Annotated in this window: 22 protein-coding genes; 19 read left to right on the top strand and 3 right to left on the bottom strand. The window is 66.7% G+C overall.

What is annotated here, in order from left to right; all coding sequences use genetic code 11:
• Positions 1–150 precede the first annotated feature (150 nt).
• The 13 genes from FOZ70_RS28655 (at position 151) to FOZ70_RS28595 (ending at position 12823) form a co-directional block, all read left to right on the top strand.
• Positions 151–1998, top strand: coding sequence for a bifunctional 3-(3-hydroxy-phenyl)propionate/3-hydroxycinnamic acid hydroxylase (locus FOZ70_RS28655; protein ID WP_219707343.1), 1848 nt, complete (start codon positions 151–153; stop codon positions 1996–1998).
• A 1-nt stretch (position 1999) separates the two neighbouring features.
• On the top strand, positions 2000–2953 hold the full coding sequence (locus FOZ70_RS28650) for a 3-carboxyethylcatechol 2,3-dioxygenase (RefSeq protein ID WP_219707342.1): 954 nt from the start codon (positions 2000–2002) through the stop codon (positions 2951–2953).
• 4 nt (positions 2954–2957) lie between these two features.
• Positions 2958–3746, top strand: a complete 789-nt coding sequence (gene mhpD, locus FOZ70_RS28645; RefSeq protein ID WP_219707341.1) for a 2-keto-4-pentenoate hydratase — start codon at positions 2958–2960, stop codon at positions 3744–3746.
• A 17-nt stretch (positions 3747–3763) separates the two neighbouring features.
• Positions 3764–4711 (top strand): acetaldehyde dehydrogenase (acetylating), encoded by a 948-nt coding sequence (locus FOZ70_RS28640; RefSeq protein ID WP_060221493.1) that lies wholly within the window; start codon positions 3764–3766, stop codon positions 4709–4711.
• Between the two features lie 15 nt (positions 4712–4726).
• Positions 4727–5749: a 4-hydroxy-2-oxovalerate aldolase gene (gene dmpG / locus FOZ70_RS28635; RefSeq protein WP_346656419.1), complete on the top strand. Its 1023-nt coding sequence runs from the start codon at positions 4727–4729 to the stop codon at positions 5747–5749.
• Positions 5750–5807: 58 nt separating this feature from the next.
• Positions 5808–7061, top strand: a complete 1254-nt coding sequence (gene mhpT / locus FOZ70_RS28630; RefSeq protein WP_219707339.1) for a 3-(3-hydroxy-phenyl)propionate transporter MhpT — start codon at positions 5808–5810, stop codon at positions 7059–7061.
• Between the two features lie 14 nt (positions 7062–7075).
• Positions 7076–7942 carry an alpha/beta fold hydrolase gene (locus tag FOZ70_RS28625; RefSeq protein WP_059856351.1) on the top strand — a complete coding sequence of 289 codons (867 nt, stop codon included), beginning with the start codon at positions 7076–7078 and terminating at the stop codon, positions 7940–7942.
• A gap of 540 nt (positions 7943–8482) precedes the next feature.
• Positions 8483–9049 (top strand): TetR/AcrR family transcriptional regulator, encoded by a 567-nt coding sequence (locus FOZ70_RS28620; protein WP_059585905.1) that lies wholly within the window; start codon positions 8483–8485, stop codon positions 9047–9049.
• Positions 9050–9273: 224 nt separating this feature from the next.
• Positions 9274–9699, top strand: coding sequence for an organic hydroperoxide resistance protein (locus FOZ70_RS28615; RefSeq protein ID WP_021160683.1), 426 nt, complete (start codon positions 9274–9276; stop codon positions 9697–9699).
• A 58-nt stretch (positions 9700–9757) separates the two neighbouring features.
• Complete coding sequence (locus FOZ70_RS28610) at positions 9758–10792, top strand: alpha/beta hydrolase (RefSeq protein ID WP_021160682.1); 1035 nt, start codon at positions 9758–9760, stop codon at positions 10790–10792.
• 387 nt (positions 10793–11179) lie between these two features.
• Positions 11180–11551, top strand: coding sequence for a CidA/LrgA family protein (locus FOZ70_RS28605; protein ID WP_021160680.1), 372 nt, complete (start codon positions 11180–11182; stop codon positions 11549–11551).
• On the top strand, positions 11548–12282 hold the full coding sequence (locus FOZ70_RS28600; RefSeq protein WP_048028849.1) for an LrgB family protein: 735 nt from the start codon (positions 11548–11550) through the stop codon (positions 12280–12282). The genes FOZ70_RS28605 and FOZ70_RS28600 overlap by 4 nt, the downstream gene beginning before the upstream one ends.
• A gap of 235 nt (positions 12283–12517) precedes the next feature.
• Positions 12518–12823 (top strand): hypothetical protein, encoded by a 306-nt coding sequence (locus FOZ70_RS28595; protein ID WP_021160678.1) that lies wholly within the window; start codon positions 12518–12520, stop codon positions 12821–12823.
• Positions 12824–12904: 81 nt separating this feature from the next.
• On the opposite strand, the gene wrbA is transcribed toward FOZ70_RS28595, so the two are convergent.
• Together wrbA and FOZ70_RS28585 are read right to left on the bottom strand one after the other, a co-directional pair.
• Positions 12905–13507: an NAD(P)H:quinone oxidoreductase gene (wrbA, locus tag FOZ70_RS28590; RefSeq protein WP_021160677.1), complete on the bottom strand. Its 603-nt coding sequence runs from the start codon at positions 13505–13507 to the stop codon at positions 12905–12907.
• Between the two features lie 61 nt (positions 13508–13568).
• Entirely contained in the window at positions 13569–14294 is a 726-nt protein-coding gene (locus tag FOZ70_RS28585; RefSeq protein WP_219707338.1) for a pirin family protein, read from the bottom strand.
• Positions 14295–14422: 128 nt separating this feature from the next.
• Here FOZ70_RS28585 and FOZ70_RS28580 point away from each other — a divergent pair, with 128 nt between their 5' ends.
• The 3 genes from FOZ70_RS28580 to FOZ70_RS28570 all read left to right on the top strand — a co-directional run bounded on the left by FOZ70_RS28580 (position 14423) and on the right by FOZ70_RS28570 (position 17986).
• On the top strand, positions 14423–15340 hold the full coding sequence (locus FOZ70_RS28580) for a LysR family transcriptional regulator (protein WP_219707337.1): 918 nt from the start codon (positions 14423–14425) through the stop codon (positions 15338–15340).
• A gap of 94 nt (positions 15341–15434) precedes the next feature.
• Positions 15435–16556 (top strand): Fic family protein, encoded by a 1122-nt coding sequence (locus tag FOZ70_RS28575; protein ID WP_219707336.1) that lies wholly within the window; start codon positions 15435–15437, stop codon positions 16554–16556.
• 425 nt (positions 16557–16981) lie between these two features.
• Complete coding sequence (locus FOZ70_RS28570; RefSeq protein ID WP_258025756.1) at positions 16982–17986, top strand: lysozyme inhibitor LprI family protein; 1005 nt, start codon at positions 16982–16984, stop codon at positions 17984–17986.
• Between the two features lie 37 nt (positions 17987–18023).
• On the opposite strand, the gene FOZ70_RS28565 is transcribed toward FOZ70_RS28570, so the two are convergent.
• Positions 18024–19109, bottom strand: a complete 1086-nt coding sequence (locus tag FOZ70_RS28565) for a LacI family DNA-binding transcriptional regulator (protein ID WP_048028857.1) — start codon at positions 19107–19109, stop codon at positions 18024–18026.
• A gap of 241 nt (positions 19110–19350) precedes the next feature.
• Here FOZ70_RS28565 and rbsK point away from each other — a divergent pair, with 241 nt between their 5' ends.
• Genes rbsK through FOZ70_RS28550 form a run of 3 tightly spaced genes read left to right on the top strand, consistent with a single transcriptional unit; the run spans position 19351 to position 22641 of the window.
• Entirely contained in the window at positions 19351–20277 is a 927-nt protein-coding gene (gene rbsK, locus FOZ70_RS28560) for a ribokinase (RefSeq protein ID WP_219707368.1), read from the top strand.
• 60 nt (positions 20278–20337) lie between these two features.
• Complete coding sequence (locus tag FOZ70_RS28555) at positions 20338–21657, top strand: MFS transporter (protein ID WP_060147806.1); 1320 nt, start codon at positions 20338–20340, stop codon at positions 21655–21657.
• Between the two features lie 36 nt (positions 21658–21693).
• Complete coding sequence (locus FOZ70_RS28550) at positions 21694–22641, top strand: dihydrodipicolinate synthase family protein (RefSeq protein WP_059492515.1); 948 nt, start codon at positions 21694–21696, stop codon at positions 22639–22641.
• Positions 22642–23069 lie beyond the last annotated feature (428 nt).

Here is a 23069-nt window from a genome sequence, read left to right as displayed (position 1 = left end):
TGAAATCAATCATGTGCATTCTATGCACATTCCGGAGATTTTGTTGAGGGGGTTATCCGCCATCCATAAACTGCGTTCATAAGCTGAACGATCGGGAGCCAGGCGCTTCGTCGGTTCAGCACATCGGACAAGCCCAGTCAGGAGACAAGCATGCGCCCCGCCTTTGAACCGGCGGCCGGCAACGGCCGCGCTCATCCTCACGAAACGACACACCGTTCGATCGACGCAGATGTCGCCATCATCGGCGCGGGCCCGGTCGGCCTGATGATCGCGAACATTCTCGGCCTGCAGGGCGTGCGCGTCGTCGTGATCGAGAAGCTCGCGCAGATCATCGACTATCCGCGCGCCATCGGCCTCGACGACGAAGCACTGCGCGTATTCCAGTCGGTCGGCCTTGTCGACGCTCTGCTGCCGCACACCACACCGAATCACTGGATGCGCTTCACGCTGAAAGGGAAGTGCTTCGCGTCGATCGAGCCGCGCACCGACGAGTTCGGCTGGCCACGCCGCAATGCATTCATTCAACCGCTCGCCGATCAGATTCTGTACAGGGGGCTCGGGCGTTTCGAGAATGTATCGACGCTGCTTGGCCACAGCGTCGACAGCTTCGTGCAGGACGAGAGCGGGGTGACCCTCGACGTGACAGACGCGAACGGTGCGAAGACGACGATTCGTGCCGCATACATGGTCGGTGCGGACGGCGGCAACAGTTTTGTGCGCCGCGCGCTCGACGTGCCGTTCGAAGGCCGCACGAAGCCGAATCAATGGATCGTGATCGACGTGCGCAACGACCCGATCGGCTCTCCGCATGTCTATCTGCATTGCGACGCGAGGCGTCCCTACGTTTCGGCGGCGCTGCCGCACGGGATCCGGCGCTTCGAGTTCATGGTGATGCCGGGCGAGACGGAGGAGGAACTGTCGAAGCCGGAGAACATGGCGGCGTTGGTGCGCGGGGTCGTCGACGACCCTGACAAGGTCGACTACATTCGCCGACGGGTCTATACGCACAACGCGCGGCTCGCGAGCACGTTCCGCGTCAAACGCATCCTGCTCGCGGGGGACGCTGCACACATCATGCCGGTGTGGCAGGGGCAGGGTTACAACAGCGGCATTCGCGACGCGAGCAATCTCGGCTGGAAGCTCGCGATGGTCGTGAAAGGCACGGCGCACGACGCGCTGCTCGATACCTACACGATTGAGCGGCGCGCCCACGCGCGCTCGATGATCCACCTCTCGGAAGTCGCGGGCGATATCTTCGCGCCGACGAGCCTCTTCGGATCGAAAGTGCGCGACGCGTTCGTGCGCTGTTTCGACATGCTGCCTTCCCTGAAGCGTTACTTCGTCGAAATGCGCTTCAAGCCGATGCCGCGCTATGAAGAGGGCGTCGTGCTTCTGGCGCGACGCGCGCGGTCCGAAGGGCTGCTCGCGCGCATGATCGCGAAGCGCGGACACGGCGCGTTCGGCAGGCTGGTCGGTTTGATGAGCGAGAAACGTGAATCGCTGATCGGGCGGATGGTGCACGGCCGCGATGCGCAGGCGGGCACTCCTGTGGGGCGCATGTTCATCCAGCCACGCGTGCGTCTGGTGGATGGCAGCATCGTCCGGCTCGACGATGCGATCGGCAACCGTTTCGCGATCGTGGGGTGGGGCACGGACCCGACTTTCGGCCTGACGCCCGAGGCGCGCCGCATCTGGAACGCGCTTGGGGGGTGCTTCGTGATCGCGAAGCCCGACCCGCAGCTCGCCTTCCAAGACGACGTGCCTGACGACGTGATCGCTGTTGGCGATGTCGACTCGCGCTTGCGCGACTGGTTCGCGTGCATGCCCGAATCGGTCGTGCTGTTGCGGCCCGACCGCTTCGTCGCCGGCATGTGCTCGCCGCAATGTGTATCGGGCTGCGTGTCGCAGCTTGCGCAACGGCTGTCGCTTGTGATGGCAACGGGCGCGACGGCCAACGGCGCGACGTTCGCGCACGCCGCCGACCTGGTAGGGGCCTGAGATGCCGATTCATCTCGAATGCATGTCGCATACCCCCTTGCACGGGTATTTCGACCCCAGTCCGAAAGTCGTCGCGGAAGTCGAACTGGTGCAGCGCGCGGCGCGCGAGCGGGTCGATGCGTTCGATCCGGAACTGGTGATCGTGTTCGCGCCGGACCACTACAACGGATTTTTCTACGACGTGATGCCGCAGTTCTGCATCGGCGTGAGTGCAACGGCCATCGGCGATTTCGGCAGCGCGGCCGGCCCGTTGCCCGTCGCGCGCGATGTGGCGCTCGCGCTCGCCGATGCCGCGCTCGCGAGCGATATCGACGTCGCCGTTTCGTATCGCATGCAGGTCGATCACGGCTGCGCGCAGGCGCTCGAGGTACTCACCGGTGGCATCGACCGCTATCCAGTGGTGCCCGTGTTCATCAACTCGGTTGCGCCGCCGATGGCGTCGTGCCGCCGCGCGCGGCTGCTCGGCGATGCGATTGGCCGTGCCGTCGCGCGCATGCCGAAGCGCGTGTTGCTGATCGGCTCGGGCGGCATTTCGCATGAGCCACCGGTGCCGGAAATCTCGGGCGCGGACGATGTCGTCGCGGAACGGTTGATCGCGGGACGCAACCCGTCACCGGAGTCGCGCGATGCGCGGCAATCCCGCACCGTCGCGGCGGCCAAGGCGTTCGCTGCGGGTGACAGCCGGCTGCATCCGCTCAATCCAGCATGGGACCGCGCGTTTCTCGAACTGCTCGAACGCGGTGAACTCACCGCCGCCGATGGCTTCACGAACGAAGCAATCACGCTTGAGGCAGGCAAGTCCGCACACGAGATCCGCACGTGGGTTGCGGCATTCGGTGCGCTTGCGGCGAGCGGTCGTTACGCGGCATCGATCGATTACTACCGCGCGATTCCGGAATGGATCGCCGGCTTCGGCGCGATGCACGCGCGAGAACAGACCCTTTCCAGGAGATAGAACCATGTGGGATGACAGCAACATTCTTTCGATGGCCGCGCGCCTGCGTGAAGCGCAGGCCTCGCGTCGGACGATCGCGCCACTGCGCGAGACGTGTCCCGAAGGCGACGCGACACTCGCTTACGCGATCCAGCAGATCAACAACGACTTGCGCGCAGCGAACGGCGAGCGCGTCGTCGGCAGGAAGATCGGCCTGACTTCGCCCGCGGTGCAGAAGCAACTCGGCGTCGATCAGCCCGACTTCGGCGCGTTGTTCGCGTCGATGGCTTACGGCGACAGCCAGCCGATGCCGCTCGCCTCGTTGATTCAGCCGAAGGTCGAAGCGGAGATCGCACTCGTGCTCGAACGCGACCTGACCGCCGAAAAGCACACCTTCGCGGATCTGATCTCGGCGACCGCTTATGCGGTCGCCGCGGTCGAGGTCGTCGACAGTCGCATCCGCGACTGGGATATCCGGTTTTTCGACACCGTCGCGGACAACGCGTCGAGTGCGCTGTTCGTGCTCGGCAGCCGCCCGGTGCTGCTGCGCGATATCGATCTGACCGCTTGCGCGATGACGCTCACGCAGGACGGCGAAGTGCTTTCACGCGGCAATGGAAGTGCGTGCCTCGGCAATCCACTGAATGCGGCTGCGTGGCTCGCGGACCGGATGGCTCGACTCGGCACGCCGTTGCGCGCGGGCGAGATCGTGCTGACGGGTGCGCTCGGCCCGATGGTCGCGGTGAAGGCGGCCGGCACTTATACGGCGCATATCGAAGGGCTCGGCAGTGTGCGCGCCAGTTTCAGCGAATGACGGACGGAGACATTTCCATGGCAACAGACAACACGAGGTGCAAAGCCGCGATCATCGGATCCGGCAACATCGGCACCGACCTGATGATCAAGATCATGCGTCGCGGCAGGCATCTCGACGTCGCGGCGATGGTCGGCATCGATCCGGCCTCGGACGGCCTCGCGCGCGCCGCGAGGCTCGGCGTGGCGACGACGCATGAAGGCGTGGAAGGGCTGGCGCGCCTGCCCGTATTCGACGAGATCGACTTCGTGTTCGATGCGACATCCGCCGGCGCGCATGTGAAGAACGAAGCGTTCCTGCGCGCGCTCAAGCCCGGCATTCGCGTGATCGACCTGACGCCCGCTGCCATCGGCCCGTATTGTGTGCCGGTGGTGAACCTCGACGCGCATCTCGATGCGCCGAACGTGAACATGGTCACGTGCGGCGGACAGGCGACGATCCCGATGGTCGCGGCCGTGTCGCGGGTCGCAAAGGTGCATTACGCGGAGATCGTCGCATCGATCAGCAGCAAGTCGGCGGGGCCCGGCACGCGCGCCAACATCGACGAATTCACGGAGACGACGTCGAAGGCGATCGAAGCGGTCGGCGGCGCCGGAAAGGGCAAGGCGATCATCGTGCTCAACCCGGCCGAGCCTCCGCTCATGATGCGCGACACGGTCTATGTGCTGTCCGAAGCGGCAGACCGGGCGCAGATCGAAGCGTCGGTCGGCCAGATGGCCGCTGCGGTCCAGGCCTATGTACCCGGCTATCGCCTGAAGCAATCCGTGCAGTTCGACGAGATCCCCGCCGTTGCGCCGTTGCATATCCCCGGACTCGGCCGTTTCAGCGGACTCAAGACCTCGATCTTCATCGAGGTGGAAGGCGCGGCCCATTATCTGCCGGCCTACGCGGGCAATCTCGACATCATGACTTCCGCCGCGCTGGCAACGGCCGAGCGCATGGCTGCGTCGCTCGTGAACGCCTGAAGCAAGGAGCACCCGATCATGGACAAGAAACTCTATATCTCCGATGTGACGCTGCGCGACGGCATGCACGCGATCCGTCATCAGTATTCGATTCAGAACGTGCAGGACATCGCCCGCGCGCTGGACGAGGCGAAGGTCGACAGCATCGAGGTCGCGCATGGCGATGGCTTGCAGGGCTCGAGCTTCAACTATGGCTTCGGCGCGCATGGCGATCTGGAATGGATCGAGGCGGTCGCCGATGTGGTGAAGCACGCGCAAATCGCGACGCTGCTGCTGCCCGGCATCGGAACGATTCACGACCTGAAGGCCGCGTACGACGCGGGTGCGCGTGTCGTACGTGTCGCGACCCATTGCACGGAGGCGGACATTTCGAAGCAGCACATCGAATATGCGCGCAGCCTCGGCATGGATACGGTCGGCTTTCTGATGATGAGCCACATGACCACGCCTGACCACCTCGCTATCGAGGCGAAGAAGATGGAAAGCTACGGAGCGACCTGCGTGTACGTGGTCGATTCCGGCGGCGCGATGAACATGAACGACATCCGGGCGCGCTTCAGGGCGCTCAAGGCCGTGCTTCGCCCCGAGACCCACACGGGCATGCATGCCCATCACAACCTGAGCCTCGGCGTGGCCAACTCGATCGTTGCGGTCGAGGAGGGGTGCGACCGCATCGATGCGAGCCTGGCGGGCATGGGGGCGGGAGCGGGCAATGCCCCGCTCGAAGTGTTCATCGCGGCGGCCGAGCGCCTTGGCTGGCCTCACGGCACCGATCTTTATCGCCTGCTCGATGCGGCCGACGATATCGTCCGCCCGTTGCAGGACCGACCGGTGCGGGTGGACCGCGAAACGCTCGCGCTCGGTTATGCGGGCGTGTATTCGAGCTTCCTGCGGCACTCTGAAATCGCGGCGAAGAAGTACGGCCTGAAAGCCGTCGACATTCTCGTCGAGCTCGGCAAGCGACGCATGGTGGGCGGCCAGGAAGACATGATCGTCGACGTCGCGCTCGATCTCAAGAAGCGCGAAGCACGCGCCTGAACCATTCGGTATGCCACGCGCCATGAAGAGCGCTGCATCGTTCAACCTGGAGACATCAATGAAAACGTCAACGGCTTCCCCCACGCGCGCCGGCGGCGCCATCACCATCGGCCTGTGCCTCGCGGTCGCGCTCCTCGAGGGGCTCGACCTGCAATCCACCGGCATCGCCGCGCCGCGCATGGCACGCGAGTTTCATCTCGCGGTCGCGCAGCTCGGCTGGGCATTCGGCATCGGCGCGCTCGGCCTGCTGCCGGGCGCGGCGATTGGCGGCAGGCTCGCGGATCGCATCGGCCGCAAGCGCGTGCTGATGATGTCGGTCGCGCTGTTCGGGATGTTTTCGATTGCAACGACCCAGGTGTGGGATCTGCAGAGCCTGCTCGTCGCGCGCTTTCTCACGGGCCTCGGTCTCGGTGCTGCGATGCCGAACCTGATCGCGCTGTGTGCTGAGGCGGCAGCGCCCGGACAACGCAGCACGGCAGTCGGCGCGATGTACTGCGGCATGCCTTTCGGCGCGGCGCTCGCGGCCGTGATCGGCATCGTCAGCCCGGGCGCTGAGGGCTGGCGGCACATTTTCTATGTCGGCGGGATCGGGCCGCTGTTGACCTTGCCGCTGCTGGCGCTCTTCCTGAAGGAGTCGACGCACTTCGTCGCGGCGAGCCAGTCTGCGACCCGCGAGTCGAAGGACGGCATCGTGCGCGCGCTCTTCAGCGATGGGCGCGCGGTAACGACCATCGCGCTGTGGATCAGCTACCTGGGAACGCTGATCGTGCTGTATTTCCTGATGAACTGGTTGCCGTCGATGGTGCTCTCGCGCGGCCTCACACCGGTACAGGCAAGCATCGTTCAGATGATGTTCAACATCGGCGGCGGCGTCGGTGCGATCGTGATCGCAGGGCTGATGGATCGCATGGGCAAGCGGCCGGTCGTGGTCGGCATGTATGCGGGCATCGCGATTGCGTTGCTGGCGCTCGCCAGCGCGACGGGCAGCGTGTCGATGGCATGGGGCGGCCTGCTGGCGGGGCTGTTTCTCGTTGGCACGCAATCGGTGCTGTATGCGCTTGCCGGGGCAACGTATCCGACGCGGGTGCGCGGCACGGGCGTCGGCGCAGCGGTGGCCGTCGGCCGTGTGGGTTCGATGGTCGGCCCGCTGATCGCCGGGCAACTGCTGGCGTTGGGCCAGAGCGCGTCGATGCTCGTGATCTCGAGCATTCCGCTCATCGTGATCGCGGCGCTCGGTGCGCTCGCCGTGGTCGCGAAATCTCCGCGCGAGTCGGCCAACGGCTCGCACACACTTGGAACCGAATCGATCTGACGAAGGACATCGACATGACTGACACCGTGATTCATACAGAGGCCGCGACCAGCAGGTTCGTGAACGTGATGGAAGGCGGCACGGAACTGCGCGTGCACTACAACGACACCGGCGCGGGCAAGGAAACGCTCGTTCTGCTGCACGGCTCCGGTCCGGGCGCGAGCGGCTGGGCGAACTTCCATCGCAACGTGGACGCGTTCGCGAACGCGGGTTATCGCGTGATCCTCGTCGACTGTCCCGGCTGGGGCAAGAGCGATACGATCATCTGCACCGGCTCGCGCTCCGACCTCAACGCGCGTGTGCTGAAGGGCGTGCTGGATACGCTCGGCATCGAGCGCGCGCATCTCGTCGGCAACTCGATGGGCGGGCATAGCGCGGTGGCCTTCGCGCTGTCGTATCCGGAGCGCGTCGGCAAGCTGGTGCTGATGGGCGGCGGCACGGGCGGTCCGAGCCAGTTTGTGCCGATGCCTACCGAAGGCATCAAGCTGCTGCAAGGGCTGTATCGCAACCCAACGCTCGAGAACCTGAAGAAGATGCTCAACGTGTTCGTCTACGACGCGAGCACGATGACCGAAGAGCTGACGCAGACGCGGCTCGATAACATGCTGGCGCGGCGCGATCATCTCGAGAACTTCGTGAAAAGCCTGGCTGCCAATCCGAAGCAGTTTCCCGACTATGGTCACCGGTTGAACGAAATCAAGGCGCCCGCGCTCGTGATCTGGGGGCGCGACGATCGTTTCGTGCCGATGGATGTGGGCCTGCGGCTCGTGTGGGGCATGCCGAATGCTCACCTGCATGTATTCGGGCGATGCGGGCACTGGGCGCAGTGGGAGCATGCGGACGCATTCAATCGCATGGTGCTCGACTTTCTGCAAAATTAAGTGGTAGGCACTCGCGGTTGTCGCGGGTGCCGCGCCTCTTTCCTGCAAGCGGGGCAGTGGGCTCGGCACGTTCGGGGAAGCCGGGTTCATCGAGTCGCCCGAGTCGCTGAATGCGTACGTACCGTTCGGTCTCTGAAGGCTTTCACCCAACAGAACCGGTAGGGCACGGATGTCGAGTCCGGTGCGTATGAGCACACGTCGAGTCTTGTTATGGGTGGTTGATCACAGTGTTGCCGCCATCGTTTGCACAATCGAACGCCGCCTGCTTGCCTTCGCATTTGCCTACCGTTTCTGATCGAAGCGACGCAGGCGCCGGTCATCCGCGCTCTGATCACGTGGGCGCGGATTCAAGTGCGACGTCCGGCCGTGGCCGGTTCGCGGTGCCCGCGGACTCATCAAGCGAAATATCGGGCGTCGGTTGAATAGCCTCGGCACGGCGTTCCGCGCATCTCGACAGTCGAGCCACGGCTTGCACACCATCTCATCGCGCCCCAAATAAAGTTCTTGACTATCTATCTATGAGTAGATAAAGTTCGATCCATGGAAACGAAACCGACCGTCCGCGAACAGATTCTCGACCACGCGATCACGCTGATGATGCAGCGCGGTTACAACGGCTTCAGCTATCGAGACCTGTCCGACCTGGTGGGCGTGAAGACGTCGAGCATCCACTACTACTTCCCGTCGAAGGACGACCTCGTGCTGGAAGCGGTGGCGGCCTACAGCGACGAAGTCCTCGCGGCCGTGCGGGCGATCGATCCGGCGTTGCCGGCCGACGTGAAGCTGAGCCTGTACACGAAGATGTTCGGCCGCACGCTCGGCGACGGCAACCTGATCTGCCTGTGCGGGATGCTCGCGGCCGACATCGAAACGTTGCCGGAGAATGTGCGGCAGGCGGTGCAGGCGTTCTTCAAGGCCAACGAGAGCTGGCTGGCGGAATTGTTGAAGCAGGGTGCGCAGGAAGGCACGCTGCAGTTCAGCGGCGAGCCCGAGACGGCCGCGCGCACGTTGTACGCGGCGTTCCAGGGCAGTGTGCTGGCCAGCCGGCTGTTTCACACACGGGCGCGTCTCGAAGATGTCGAGGCCGTCTGGAAAAAGCGGTCCTGACGGAGCGCGCATGCAGTGAGGCGGTTCGCCGCCTTTTTATTGAGTCTTGCTGTCTATCTATAGGTAGATAGACTTCTGGCGCAGATGGCTCGACCATCTGCATTTTTTGGGGATGTTTATCTATCTATGAGTAGATAAACAAGCGCGATGCGAGCAGCAAGGCTGTCGGCACGCGGTCCCCGGTTCGAAGGCTGTTTCATTCATTTGCTGAAAAGGAGTCTGTCATGTCGATCGAAAAAGTGCTGTACCGCGCCCATGCAAAAGCCACCGGCGGCCGTGACGGCCGTGCCACGGTGCCCGAGAGCAACCTCGACCTGAAACTGACCACGCCGCGCGAGCTCGGCGGCGCGGGCGGTGCAGGCGCGAACCCTGAGCAACTGTTCGCCGCCGGCTACAGCGCGTGCTTCATCGGCGCGATGAAGTTCGTCGCGGCCCGCGACAAGATCGCGATGCCCGCGGACGCTTCCATCGAAGGCAGCGTCGGCATCGGCGCGATCCCGAACGGCTTCGGCATCGAAGTCGAACTGACGATCTCGCTGCCCGGCCTCGATCGTGACATCGCGCAGACGCTGATCGACCGCGCGCACCTCGTGTGCCCGTATTCGAACGCGACGCGCGGCAACATCGACGTCACGCTCACGCTTGCCTGATCGATCGCACTGCGAATCATCCATCGTCATTTACCGGCTAAAGCCAAGGAACACCATCATGAAGATCGTCAAGCCGCTGCTGATCGCTGCCGCCGTCGCCGCTGTACTGTCCGCCTCGACCACCGCATTCGCCGCCGGTGCCGATACCGCCCGCCCCGATACGACGACGAGCGCTTTCCTCGCCGCGCTGAACGGCCAGAAGGGCCCGGGCCTCGAAACGCTGAGCCCCGCGAAGGCGCGACAGGTGCTGGTCGACGCGCAGAACGGCACGAAGGTCGACCTGTCGGGGATCGACGTGTCGAACCGCACGATCGAACAGGACGGCCTGTCCGTGCCGGTCACGATCGTCCGCCCGCAAGGCGCGACGGGCACGCTGCCGGTGTTCGTGTTCATCCATGGCGGCGGCTGGGTGCTCGGCGATTTTCCGACGCATGAACGCCTCGTTCGCGATCTCGTCGTGCAATCGGGGGCCGTCGCGGTGTTCGTGAACTACACGCCGTCGCCGGAAGCGCATTACCCGGTCGCGATCAACCAGGCGTATGCGGCGACGAAGTGGGTGGCCGCGCACGGCGCGGAGATCGGCGTCGACGGCAGCCGCCTCGCGGTGGTCGGCAACAGCGTCGGCGGGAACATGGCGGCCGTGGTGGCGCTGATGGCGAAGGACAAGGGTGGCCCCGCGATCCGCTTCCAGGGGCTGATGTGGCCGGTCACGGACCACAACTTCAACACGGGCTCGTACAACGCGTATCAGCAAGGGCACTTCCTGACGCGGCCGATGATGAAGTGGTTCTGGGATGCCTATACGAAGAACGAAGCGCAACGCAACGAGATCTACGCGTCGCCGCTGCGCGCAAGCACCGCGCAGTTGAAGGGCCTGCCGCCCGCGCTGATCCAGGTCGCGCAGTTCGACGTGCTGCGTGACGAGGGCGAAGCATACGGCCGCAAGCTCGACGCAGCTGGCGTCGATGCGACGACCACGCGCTACGACGGCACGATCCATGATTTCGGTTTGCTGAACGCGCTGGCCGGCGACGCGCCGACGAAGGCCGCGACGAAGGCGATGGCGAATGAACTCGCGACGCGACTGAAGTAAGCGACGGGTTCGCACTCGCGCTGCCCGTGGCGCGGGCAGCGTGAACGCGTATGACGACGAGGCGGGCGCATGCCCGCCTTTGTTGCGTGCGGCGCGTGAACCGGGCGAAGGTGCCGGACTGCAACCCGCACGCCCCGATCGCCCGTGCTTTTTCGTCCCGGTTCGGCAACGCGAGCTCCTTCGCGAACCGCGCCGCATCGTCATCGGCTTCGCGTGGTGCTTCACGGCGTGCCCGTGACCGCCCGCATCGTTGGCCCGGCCCCGCAAGGCCCGCGCGGCGGGCATTGTTGGTACGATCGCGCGTATCGTCCACGCCGGCGCCGCAAGCCGCCGGCCATCGGTCGCGCGGCCGTACGACAGCGCGGCCCCGTTCGGGAGAAGCGTTTCATGTTGCAGGCGTTCGCGGTCTTGCTGACCTTCCAGTGTCTCGGGGAAGGCGTGTCCTACCTGTTCGGCCTGCCGGTGCCGGGGCCCGTGATCGGCATGCTGCTGCTGTTCGGCTTCGTGATGCTGCGCCCGCAGGTGGCCGACGCGATCGAGCCGACCGCGCTCGAGCTGTTGCGCCACCTGTCGCTGCTGTTCGTGCCGGCCGGCGTCGGCATCATGGTGTCGGCCGACCGCGTGCGCGGCGATGCGCTCGCGGTCGTCGTTGCGCTGGCCGTCAGCACCACGCTCGCGATCGCCGTGACGGCGCTCGTCACGCGTGCACTGCTGCGGCGCCAGCGGCGCGCGGGCGATGCGGTGGAGGGCACGCAATGACGGCCTTCCCGAAACTCGGCGCGATCTGGGTCTATCTCGCCGCGAGCCCGCTGCTCGGCCTGACCATCACGCTGATCGCATATCTGTTCGCGCAGGCCGTCTATGCGCGGGCGCGCTTCAACCCGCTCGCGAACCCGGTGCTGATCGCGGTGGCGCTGATCGTCGTGCTGCTGACGATCACGCACACGCCGTACCCGACGTATTTCGAAGGCGCGCAGTTCGTCCACTTCCTGCTCGGCCCCGCGACCGTCGCGCTCGCGCTGCCGCTGTACCGCCAGTGGTCGAAGCTGCGCCGCGCCGCGGTGCCGCTGCTGGTCGGCCTGCTCGCGGGCTCGCTGACCGCGATCGTGTCGGCGGTCGGCATCGCGGCATTGTTCGGGGCGTCGCACCAGACGATCGCGTCGCTCGCGCCGAAATCGGCGACGACGCCGATCGCGATGGCCGTCGCGGCGGAAATCGGCGGGATTCCGTCGCTCACCGCCGTGCTCGTGATCTCGACCGGGATCTTCGGGGCCGTGTGCGCGCGCGGGATCCTGAACGCCCTGCGCGTCGACGAACCGGCCGTGCGCGGGTTCGCGCTCGGCGTCGCGTCGCACGGGATCGGCACCGCGCGCGCGTTCCAGGTCAGCGAGGAGGCCGGCGCGTTCGCCGGGCTCGGGATGGGATTGAACGGCGTGCTCACCGCCTTCGTCGTGCCGGTCCTGCTGCCGGTGCTGTCGCGCTGGATCTGAACGCCGGCCGGGCCAGGCCAGGCCGGGTTATCGGTTTCCCTGATGGCGCGGGCGACGCGCCGGAACGACGGCATACGCGCTGCCCACGTATCGTTGCCGTTATCGGGAGAATTCAGGAACGCACAGGGACAAGCGGATACTGTTCGGCTAACGTTGCATCGGTGCCGTTGTCGCAAGCGGTCGTGTGCGCGCCGGTGTCCTACTCACAATCAACAATCGACAAGGAGGTCCGGCCATGAAGAAGTCTCGCGTGGTTTCGGTGGCAGTGGCAGTAACGGCGTCGTTCGGTCTGCTGTTGACCGCCGCGCCGGCGGCGTATGCGCAGGATCCGGCGTCCGCGCCGACGCAGAAGCAGATCGACAAGGCGCAGAAGAAGGCGGCCCGCAAGGCCGCCCGGGCGCGTCACGCGTCGGACCTGAAGGCGATCGGCACGGGCAGCGGCTACCGGCTGACCAACGACCAGAGCAACTACCCGCAGAACGCCGCGCAGAAGGCGCCCGCGACGAAGGCGGCGCCCGCCGCCCCGGCGTCGGGCCAGTAACGGCCGGGCCTGGGCACAGCGCACACGGCGCCGGGTCGACCGGCGCCGTGTGCGCGTGTGCGGGGCCGCGAAGGCGGCCTGTTACGACGCGAGCTTGCTGGCGAGTTCCGCGACGTGCTTGCCTTGATAACGCGCGATGTCGAGCTCGTTCGCGCTCGGCTGGCGGCTGCCGTCCGCGCCCGCGAGCGTGGTGGCGCCGTACGGCGTGCCGCCGGTGATTTCGTTCATGTTGACGAGGCCGCTGCACGCGTACGGCACGCCCACGATCACCATCCCGTGGTGCAGGAGCGTCGTGTGGAACGACGTGATCGTCGTTTCCTGGCCGCCGTGCTGCGTGCCGGTCGACGCGAACACGCTGCCGATCTTGCCGACGAGTGCGCCCTTCATCCACAGGCCGCCGGTCTGGTCGAGGAACGTGCGCATCTGGCCGGCCATGTTGCCGAAACGGGTCGGCGTGCCGAAGATGATCGCATCGTAGCCGGCAAGTTCGTCCACGGTCGCGACCGGTGCAGCCTGGTCGACCTTCACGCCGATCGCCCGGGCCTGGTCGACGGGAATCGTTTCCGGCACGCGCTTGAGCGTGACCTCGACGCCGGGCACCGACTTCGCGCCTTCCGCGACGTGCTGCGCCATCGTTTCGACGTGCCCGTAGGACGAGTAATAAAGAACGAGAACCTTGGCCATGTTGCGAATCTCCGATTAAAAGGGCCCCGCGTTCAGCGGGGCCCGGTTTCCCGAACGGGCTTCATGCCCACTCGGCCGTTACTTCGACCGGACGCAGGTCGAACACCAGCACTTCGGCATCCTTCCCGTCGGCGAACGTCAGCGTCCGTTCGTCGCGGATGCGCACGCCGTCGCCTTCGCCGAGCGTCACGCCGTTGACCGACACGCTGCCGCGTGCCACGTGCACGTACGCAAAGCGGTCCGGCGCCAGTTCCAGCGTCGCGCGTTCGGCGCCGTCGAACAAGCCCGCGTAAATCCGCGTGTCCTGCCGGATCTTCAGCGAACCGGCGTCGCCGTTCGGCGATACGACGAGGGCGAGCTTGCCGCGCTTGTCGTCTGCGGTGACATTCGTCTGCTGATAGCGCGGCTCGGCACCCTTCTCGGACGGCCCCACCCAGATCTGCAGGAAGTGGACCGGCAGTTCCGGCGAGTGGTTGAACTCGCTGTGGCGCACGCCCGTGCCCGCGCTCATCAGCTGCACGTCGCCCGGCACGATCACCGAGCCGGTGCCCATCGAGTCCTTGTGTTCCAGCGCGCCGTCGAGCACGTACGACAGGATCTCCATGTCGCGGTGCGGGTGCGTGCCGAAGCCGCGGCCCGGCGCGACGCGATCGTCGTTGATCACCAGCAGGTCGGAGAAGCCGACTTGCTTCGGATCGTAGTAATTCGCGAACGAAAACGTATGACGGGAGCTGAGCCAGCCATGCTCCGCACGGCCACGTTGGTTTGCTGCACGGATATCGATCATGATTTTTGTTCCTCAAGACGCCGGACCTCGGAAGTGGGACCGGCCGTTCGTTGAGATGAATCTTAGGTCAATCGATTTGACAAATAAATGGCTGTAGAGATAATGACTGTCGCTATGGAGTGGACAATATGGAAATCAATGACCTGAGGATCTTCGTCGCGACAGTCGACGCCGGCAGCTTCACGGCGGCGGCCGATCAACTGATGCTGTCCAAGCAGTTCGTCAGCCGGCGCACGATGGCGCTGGAGGCGTCGCTCGGCGTGCGGCTGTTGCACCGGAACACGCGCAACCTCGCGGTAACCGAATCGGGGCAGGAGTTCTATGCGCGCGCGCAGCGGATCCTCGCGGAGATCGCCGACGCCGAGCAGGCGATGTCGGTGCGCAGCACCGAGCTGCATGGTTCGCTGAAAATCAGCGCGCCGCTGTCGTTCGGGATCACGCACGTGTCGCCGCTGATCGCCGAATTCCTGTCCGCGCACCCGGCCGTGCGGCTGAACCTCGACCTGACCGACCGGCGCGTCGACCTGATCGGCGAGGGCTTCGACCTCGTGCTGCGGATCGGCTCGCTCGAGGATTCAACGCTGATCGCGCGTCCGCTCGGCGCGTGGCGGATGATCGCGTGCGCGAGCCCCGCCTATCTGAAGCGGCAGGGCACGCCGCAGACGCCGGCCGATCTCGCCGGCCACACGTGCCTGCTGTACGGGCGCGAGCGGCGCATCGGCTGGGAATTCCGCGTCGACGGCGCGGCGCGCACGTTCGACGTGCAGGGGCCGCTCGTCGCGAACAACGGCGAAGTGGTGCGCGACGCGGCGATCGCTGGGCTCGGCATCGCGCTGCTGCCGCACTTCATCGTCGGCGCGGCGCTCGACAGCGGCGCGCTCGTGCCGGTGCTCGACGCGTATGCGCCGTCGCCGATCACGCTCAACGCGGTGTTTCCGCAGCATCGGGAAGGATTCGTCACGCTGCGCACGTTCATCGGATTTCTCGCGGAACGGCTCGGGGAGGCCGCGCCCGCGGCGAAGGGCAGCGCGGGCCGGGCGCCGTAGCGGGGCGGGGTTGCGGTGAATGGCGCGTTATTCTCCGCATAGTTTGCGGAGAATATTGAGCCGTGCGGTGAATCGGTGGGATAATCTCCGCATCATGAGCGGAGATTACACCTTCATCTGGGCGTCGGCCGACTGGCCCGCATGGCGCTTCGACCTGCCTGCACTGGCAACGCCACTCGCCGACGTCAGCCGTGCGCAAGGCATGCTGGCCGGGCGGCTGGCGGACGTCGGCCTGGCGCTGCGCGACGAGGCCAGCCTGGCCGCGCTGACGGAGGACGTCGTCAAGACCAGCGCGATCGAGGGCGAAAGCCTGAACGTGGCATCGGTGCGGTCGTCGATCGCGCGTCGGCTCGGCGTCGATATCGGCGCGCTGGCTCCGGTCGACCGCCACGTCGAGGGCGTCGTCGACATGGTGCTGGACGCGACCACCCATGCGGCGGCGCCGGTCACCGAAGCCCGCCTGTTCGGGTGGCATGCAGCGCTGTTCCCGACCGGCTACTCGGGGATGTCGCGGATCACGGTCGGTGGCTGGCGCACGGATGCGACCGGGCCGATGCAGGTCGTGTCCGGGCCGATTGGCCGCCAGCGCGTGCATTTCGAGGCGCCGCCCGCCGCGCGCCTCGCCGACGAAACCGGGCGCTTTCTCGCGTGGCTCAATGCCGTGCCGGTCGAGCCCCTGCTGATCCGGGCCGGCCTGGCCCACCTGTGGTTCGTCACGCTCCATCCGTTCGACGACGGCAACGGCCGCATCGCGCGTGCGCTCGGGGATCTGGTCCTGGCGCGTGCCGACCGCAGTCCGCAACGCTTCTATAGCCTGTCGGCGCAAATCCAGCGCGAGCGCAACGCGTATTACGACGTGCTGGAGCGGACGCAGCGCGGTTCGCTCGATGTCACGGAATGGCTCGCGTGGTTCCTGACCGCGCTCGGCCGGGCCATCGATCACGCGCATGCGACGCTCGACGCCGTGCTGGTCAAGGCGCGCTTCTGGCAACGATGTGCCGGCGTCGCGATGAACGAACGGCAGGCCAAGGTCATGAATCGCCTGCTCGACGGCTTCGAGGGGAAGTTGACGAGCACCAAGTGGGCGGCGCTCGCGAAGTGCTCGCAGGATACGGCGCTGCGTGACATCACTGAACTCGTCGAGCGCGGCGTGCTGCAACGCTCGTCGTCCGGCGGCCGGAGCACGAGTTACGAGCTGGTGCCGTTCGACGGCTGACCGCCGTATTGCGTCGGCCAGCAGATCCGGAAGGCCGGCAGGCGCCACAACGCGATCACGCCGTGCGGCCTGTGCAAGGGGCATCATGCGAGCCGCGGGCTCGAACTGATCGTTGCGTGCGCATCGATCCTGTCGGTCGATGCCGCCGCAGAAGCCGCATTGCGCGACGGCATCGTGCTATGCCGCGAGGCCGCCGAGACGGTTGCGCCGACATCGAACGTCGATTGATCGGCGTCGCGCATTCGGGTTAGGCTTCGGCGAGCAACGGCATGCACCCCATGCCGGGCCGGGCGTTTTTACCTCGAATGCCGCGTGCAGGTAGCTTCTACAGGCGCGCGATCCAGTGACGATCCAAGCCGATGACCCTCCAGAACCGATCGAATGCTCGCGGGAAAACCGCGATTTCCGCCGAAGGTGCATTGCACATGCGTGTGCGATCCGTCGCGGCGGCCGCGCTGCTGACGCTGTTGCCGGCCGCCGCGCACGCGGCCGGCTTCGACTGCGCGAAGGCCGCTTCGTCAACCGAGAAGACGATCTGCGCGGATGCCGCGCTGTCGAAGCTCGACGGCGACCTCGCGGCGGCGTGGAAGCAGGCGCTCGCGAAAGGCGGCGATACGGCCGCGCTGAAGGCCGCGCAGGTGAAATGGCTCAAGCAGCGCGACCGGTGCGGTGCCGACGAATCGTGCCTCGGCGACCGCTATCGCGAACGGCTCGCGAGCCTGAACGGCAGGCCGCTGGCCGCCGATCGCTGGCAGCAGACGTGGTACATGAAGAGCGCCAACCCGTCGTTCGGTGGTGTGCTGACGTTCACCGGCACGCCGCCGCGACTGCATTTCGAGCTGGCCGGCAACAATGGCGCGAATACGGGCGGGCTCGACGGCGACATCGTGCTGCACGGCGACGTCGGCACCTACCGCAAGGACAAGTGCCGGCTCGAGTTCGAACGGAAGGGCGGACGCGTCGGCATCACGCAAGACGGCGCGGATTCCGATTGCGGGGCCGGCATGGGTGTCTCCTACGGCGGCGAGTACTTGACCGCGTCGCAGTTCCAGGCCGCGCCGGCGGCCGACCTGCTGAGCCTCGAGGTCGTCGGCGACTCGACGCAGAACGCGACCGCGCACAAGCTGCTCGGTGCCGATTACCAGACGCTCGTCGACATCGTCAATTACGGCGCCGAAGCAAGGGACCTCGACGGGCTGAACGCGCGCGTGACGTCGTACTGGGTGCGCGGCATCGCGACGACGAACGCCGCGATCGTGATGCGCCGCGGCAACGATCTGTGGATCGGGCTGCTCGTGTTCGACGCGCAGAGCAACGTCCGGATGCGCTATTACTCGAACGTGCCCGCGTGGAAGAAAACCGTGCCGAAGACGATCCAGGCGTGGCACGACAATCTCGACAAGACGCTGCCGGTCGACGTGATGCAGTGACGAGCGGGCCGGGCGGCCGAAGCCGCCCGCCACGGCCTCATTTCTTTCCCGCTGCGCGCGCGTGCGCCGGTGGCGCAGCCGATCCCCGCGTACGCAATTCGGGCAAGACGGCATGACCGGGCCCCGTCGCGCCGTTCTCGAGCGCGTCGAGCAAGGCCTGTGCGGCCTGGCGCCCGATCGCGTCGGTGTCGACCCACATCGTCGTCAGCGGCGGCTGGATTTCGCGCGCGAGCGCGACGTCGTCGAACCCGGTGATCGACAATTGCGCGGGCACGTCGATGCCGAGCGCCTGCGCCTCGAGCAGCGCGCCCAGCGCGAGCGCGTCGTTCCCGCAGATCACGGCTGTCGGCCGCGTCGCCGCGTCGCTGTTCACGATCGCGCGCAGGCTCGCCCGCCCGAAGGCGATCGTGGCCGCGCCCTCGTGCTGATGGACGGGGCGCACCGCTAGCCCGCGCGCGGCGAGCGTGTCGTGGATGCCGCGCAGGCGGGCCTGTACGCGGTCGTTGTCGGCCGACGGCTGCATGATGATCGCGAAATCGCGATGGCCGAGGTCGAGCAGGTGGGTGGTGAGCCGCGCGAACGCCGCGCGGTTGTCGAAGCCGATGCAGCAGTGCGGGCTGTCGTCGCGGTACGCATACGTGACGACGTACGGCACGCGGTGCATCGCAAGGAGTTCGAACAGTTCCGGCGGATACGCTTCGCCGACCAGCGACACGGCTTCCACGCCGCGCGACAGCATCGCGCGCACCTGGGCCAGCGCCTGCGCGGGATCGTAATTCGAGCAGCCGAGGAACAGCGTGATGCCGTGTTCGGCCATGACCGTCTGCATGCCCGCGACCTGCGACGCGAACACCTGGTCGTCGAGTGTCGGAATGATCGCGCCCGTGATGTGGGTGCGCGTGGACGCGAGCGCACGGCCCGCCGCATTCGGAATCCAGTTCAGCGCGCGCGCCGCGTCGCGCACGCGCTGCTGCACGTCGGCCGACACCTTGCCGGGATCGTTGTACACACGCGAGACGGTCGCGGTCGATACGCCGGCCAGCTTCGCGACGTCGCCGAGCACCGAGCGGCCGCTGCCGCGGCGCGCCCGGGGCGCGCCGGCGCGGGACGGAGGCGTGCTCATCGGCCGGCTCCCGGCGGGGCGGCAGTGACGGCGCCGCGCGTTGTCAAATGCGTCATTGTTTACCCTCGATTCGTGGTGGCGCCGCTTGCATTCCCGCTCGACCCTGTGAGAATGTAAGCGCTATCTTGGCGTGCTTCCGCATTATGTCAGACACATATTCTATCCATATCGTGAGATTTTCATCGACGACGGCCGATCCGGCCATTTTGTCCGCCGCAAATGTAAGCGATTACATTGCAAGATGAGCGACATCCTTTCACCGCGCATTGCCGTCGTCGGCAGCGTGAACATCGACCTCGTGACGCGCGCACCGCGCCTGCCGGTGCCGGGCGAGACGCTGCTCGGCACGGATTTCCAGACCGTTCATGGCGGCAAGGGGGCGAACCAGGCGGTCGCGGCCGCGCGGCTGGGCGCGTCGGTCGCGATGATCGGCTGCGTCGGCGACGACGCGTTCGGTGCGCGCCTGCACGATGCGCTGGCGGCCGAACGTATCGACGTGACGCACCTGGGCCGGATCGGCGGCACGGCGACCGGGGTGGCCACGATCACGGTCGGCGCGGGCGGCGCGAACAGCATCGTCGTCGTGCCCGGCGCGAATGCGCGTCTCGACGCCGACCGGATCGACGCGGCGCGCGATGCGATCGCCGAGGCCGCGCTGCTCGTGTGCCAGCTCGAAGTGCCGGTTGCCGCCGTCGCGCGCGCCATTGCCTGTGCATCCGCGCACCACACGCCGGTGCTGCTCAATCCCGCGCCCGCGCAGCCGCTGTTCGACGCGCTGCTGGCACGGGTCGACTACCTCGTCGTCAACGAAACCGAAGCCGAATCGCTGACCGGCATCGCCGTCGGCGACGACGCATCGGCCGTGCGCGCCGCCGATGCGCTGTGCGCGAAGGGCGTCGGCAACGTGCTGGTGACGCTCGGCGCGCGGGGCGTCTGCTGGCGCGGCGGCGCCGGTAACGGTCGCTTGCAGGCGCTGACGGTGGCCGCCGTCGATACGACCGCGGCCGGCGACACGTTCGTCGGCGGGTTCGCGGCCGCCCGCGCGGGCGGCGCGTCGATGGACGACGCGATCGGCTTCGGCCAGCGCGCCGCCGCGATCAGCGTGACGCGCCACGGCGCGCAGACCTCGATTCCGACGCGCGACGAAGTGGCGCGCCTCGAACCCTGAATGCCGCATCAGACGGACAGGCCGGAACCGGCCGATACCAGTGACATGGAGACAACCGCAATGAACGAAACCTCGACCGTTCCGCCCGCCCCGCCGCGTATCCGGCGCGGGCAACGCATCGCGCTCGCACTGCTGATGGCGAGCGGCATCGTCAACTACCTCGATCGCGGCACGCTGGCCGTCGCGAGCGCGGCGATCCGCGGCGATCTCGGCTTGTCGCTCGCGCAGATGGGGCTGCTGCTGTCGGCCTTCTCGTGGAGCTATGCGCTGTGCCAGTTTCCGGTCGGCGGGCTCGTCGACCGTATCGGGCCGCGCCGGCTGCTCGGCGTCGGGTTGATCGTCTGGTCGTTCGCTCAGGCGGCGGGCGGCATCGTGTCGACCTTCGGCTGGTTCATCGTCGCGCGCATCGTGCTCGGCATCGGCGAGGCGCCGCAATTCCCGTCGGCCGCGCGGGTGGTGAGCAACTGGTTTCCGCTGCGCGCGCGCGGCACGCCGACCGGGATCTTCAACGCCGCGTCGCCGCTCGGCACCGCGCTCGCGCCGTTGCTGCTGTCGATCCTCGTCGCGTCGTTCGACTGGCGCTGGGCGTTCATTGTGACGGGGGCACTCGGTCTCGTCGTCGCCGTCGTCTGGTTCGCGCTGTATCGCGATCCGGTGCGCGCGCAACTGTCCGCCGCCGAGCGCAACTACCTCGATGCCGACGCGCAAAGCGTGGCCGCGACACCGAAACTGACGTTCGCCGAATGGCGCAGCCTGTTCTCGCACGGCACGACCTGGGGGATGCTGATCGGTTACTTCGGATCCGTGTACCTGAACTGGGTCTACCTGACCTGGCTGCCGGGCTACCTGACGATGGAGCGGCACATGAGCCTGATCCGGACGGGCTTCGCCGCGTCGGTGCCGTTCCTGTGCGGGTTCGTCGGCTCGCTGGTGGCCGGCTGGGTGTCGGACCTGGTCACGCGCCGCAGCCGTTCGCCCGTCGTGAGCCGGCGCAATGCGGTGGTGGTCGCGATGCTCGGGATGGTCGTCTTCACGATCCCGGCCGCGCTCGTGCAGAGCAACACGGTGGCGCTCGCCTGCATCTCGGTCGTGATCTTTCTCGCGAACGCGGCGTCGGCCTGCTCGTGGGCGCTCGCGACGGCGGCCGCGCCGCCGAGCCGCGTCGCATCGCTCGGCGCGATCCAGAATTTCGGCGGCTTCGTCGGCGGCGCGCTTGCGCCGATCCTCACGGGCATCATTGCGCAGAAATGGTCGTTCGTGCCGGCGCTGCTGACCGCCGCGGCGATCGCGTTCGCGGGTGCGATCGCCTATCTGCTGCTGGTGCGCAAGCCGATTCCCGAGCAGGCCGCGAACGCCGCGCCCGGGCCGTTGCCCGCGTAAGCCTACCCCCGCATTCACTGAAGCAAGGAGAAACAGATGCAACACCCGCAGCAAGCGAACGTGACCATCGAAGGGATCGTGCCGGTGATGCTGACGCCGTTCGACGACGCCGGCGCGATCGACTACGCAGGGCTCGAGCGGCTGATCGAGTGGTATCTCGCGCACGGCGCGGATGCGTTGTTCGCGGTCGCGCAATCGAGCGAGATGCAGTTCCTGAGTCTGGCCGAACGCGCGGAGCTCGCGCGCTTCGTGGTCGAGCGGGTGGCCGGGCGCGTGCCCGTCGTCGCGTCCGGGCACATCAGCGACGATCTCGACGCGCAGGCCGCGGAGCTGTGCGCGGCGGCCGAATCGGGCGCCCAGGGCGTCGTGCTCGTGACCAACCGCCTCGATCCGCAGCGCCAGGGGAGTGCCGCGTTGCTCGACCACCTTCACCGGCTGCTTGCGCGATTGCCGTCGGACCTGCCGCTCGGGCTGTACGAATGTCCGGCGCCTTACCGGCGGCTGCTGTCGGATGACGAACTGCGCGCGTGCATCGACACGGGCCGGTTCGTGATGCTCAAGGACGTGAGCTGCGACCTGGAAACGGTGAAGCGGCGGGTCGCGCTCGCCGAGGGCTCGCCGCTGAAGATCCTCAACGCGAATGCCGCGATCGCGCGGGATGCGATGAAGGCGGGTTCCGCCGGCTTCAACGGCGTGTTCACCAACTTTCATCCGGATCTGTACCGGTGGTTGCGCACGCAAGGGGATGCGCATCCCGAACTGGCCGACGAGCTTTCGACGTTCCTGGTCGTCTCGGCGGTGTCGGAGGCGCTCGGGTATCCGGCGCTCGCGAAGCTCTATCACCAGCGGATCGGCACCTTCGCGTCGATCCGCTGCCGTGCGATCGACTACGACGTGCGTGAACGATTCTGGGCACTCGATGCGGTGCTCGACAAGATCGTGGCCGGCACCGAGCATTTCCGTCGTCGGATCGCTGCGCAATAGGGCGCGCGGTGTGCCGTCCGTGTTCTGCGGTGCGCGACGGCATCGCGTGCCGTGCAGGCGGATGCTCGCGCGTGGGGTTCTCGCGAGGCGCAGGGCGGCGCACGGTGGCTGCAAGCACGGCCGGTTTGTCGCGATGCGTTGCGTTGTGTACGCGTCGCGACAAGCGGTGTTGGTGGCGTATCCGCGATCGCCGATGATGTGAACCCGGCGCGCGCTCGGCCCCAACGTGTGGCGCGGCGGATCTATCGGGCGTTTCTATGATGTCGAGGGCGGCAAGGGTACCTGTCGCGGCGGGGCCGCTGCATTCGTCGACGGTCAGGGTTGCCAGTCATCATGAATGACGATGAGCTGTCGATACGGCACCGACGCGCGGTCCCACCTTCATCTATTCCATCGCACCATTTCGCCCGTGAGCCGTGAGCCGTGAG

It is taken from the genome of Burkholderia sp. COPS, assembly GCF_019425585.1.
Taxonomy (GTDB): Bacteria; Pseudomonadota; Gammaproteobacteria; order Burkholderiales; family Burkholderiaceae; genus Burkholderia; species Burkholderia cepacia.
Note: the sequence above shows the minus strand (reverse complement) of the source record. Positions and strands in the feature narration are given on the sequence as shown.

Coding starts and splice junctions, on each gene's coding strand:
- FOZ70_RS28655 (WP_219707343.1), top strand. CDS start 151: ATGCGCCCCGCCTTTGAACCGGCGGCCGGCAACGGCCGCGCTCATCCT.
- FOZ70_RS28650 (WP_219707342.1), top strand. CDS start 2,000: ATGCCGATTCATCTCGAATGCATGTCGCATACCCCCTTGCACGGGTAT.
- mhpD (WP_219707341.1), top strand. CDS start 2,958: ATGTGGGATGACAGCAACATTCTTTCGATGGCCGCGCGCCTGCGTGAA.
- FOZ70_RS28640 (WP_060221493.1), top strand. CDS start 3,764: ATGGCAACAGACAACACGAGGTGCAAAGCCGCGATCATCGGATCCGGC.
- mhpT (WP_219707339.1), top strand. CDS start 5,808: ATGAAAACGTCAACGGCTTCCCCCACGCGCGCCGGCGGCGCCATCACC.
- FOZ70_RS28625 (WP_059856351.1), top strand. CDS start 7,076: ATGACTGACACCGTGATTCATACAGAGGCCGCGACCAGCAGGTTCGTG.
- FOZ70_RS28620 (WP_059585905.1), top strand. CDS start 8,483: ATGGAAACGAAACCGACCGTCCGCGAACAGATTCTCGACCACGCGATC.
- FOZ70_RS28615 (WP_021160683.1), top strand. CDS start 9,274: ATGTCGATCGAAAAAGTGCTGTACCGCGCCCATGCAAAAGCCACCGGC.
- FOZ70_RS28610 (WP_021160682.1), top strand. CDS start 9,758: ATGAAGATCGTCAAGCCGCTGCTGATCGCTGCCGCCGTCGCCGCTGTA.
- FOZ70_RS28605 (WP_021160680.1), top strand. CDS start 11,180: ATGTTGCAGGCGTTCGCGGTCTTGCTGACCTTCCAGTGTCTCGGGGAA.
- FOZ70_RS28600 (WP_048028849.1), top strand. CDS start 11,548: ATGACGGCCTTCCCGAAACTCGGCGCGATCTGGGTCTATCTCGCCGCG.
- FOZ70_RS28595 (WP_021160678.1), top strand. CDS start 12,518: ATGAAGAAGTCTCGCGTGGTTTCGGTGGCAGTGGCAGTAACGGCGTCG.
- wrbA (WP_021160677.1), bottom strand. CDS start 13,507: ATGGCCAAGGTTCTCGTTCTTTATTACTCGTCCTACGGGCACGTCGAA.
- FOZ70_RS28585 (WP_219707338.1), bottom strand. CDS start 14,294: ATGATCGATATCCGTGCAGCAAACCAACGTGGCCGTGCGGAGCATGGC.
- FOZ70_RS28580 (WP_219707337.1), top strand. CDS start 14,423: ATGGAAATCAATGACCTGAGGATCTTCGTCGCGACAGTCGACGCCGGC.
- FOZ70_RS28575 (WP_219707336.1), top strand. CDS start 15,435: ATGAGCGGAGATTACACCTTCATCTGGGCGTCGGCCGACTGGCCCGCA.
- FOZ70_RS28570 (WP_258025756.1), top strand. CDS start 16,982: ATGCGTGTGCGATCCGTCGCGGCGGCCGCGCTGCTGACGCTGTTGCCG.
- FOZ70_RS28565 (WP_048028857.1), bottom strand. CDS start 19,109: ATGAGCACGCCTCCGTCCCGCGCCGGCGCGCCCCGGGCGCGCCGCGGC.
- rbsK (WP_219707368.1), top strand. CDS start 19,351: ATGAGCGACATCCTTTCACCGCGCATTGCCGTCGTCGGCAGCGTGAAC.
- FOZ70_RS28555 (WP_060147806.1), top strand. CDS start 20,338: ATGAACGAAACCTCGACCGTTCCGCCCGCCCCGCCGCGTATCCGGCGC.
- FOZ70_RS28550 (WP_059492515.1), top strand. CDS start 21,694: ATGCAACACCCGCAGCAAGCGAACGTGACCATCGAAGGGATCGTGCCG.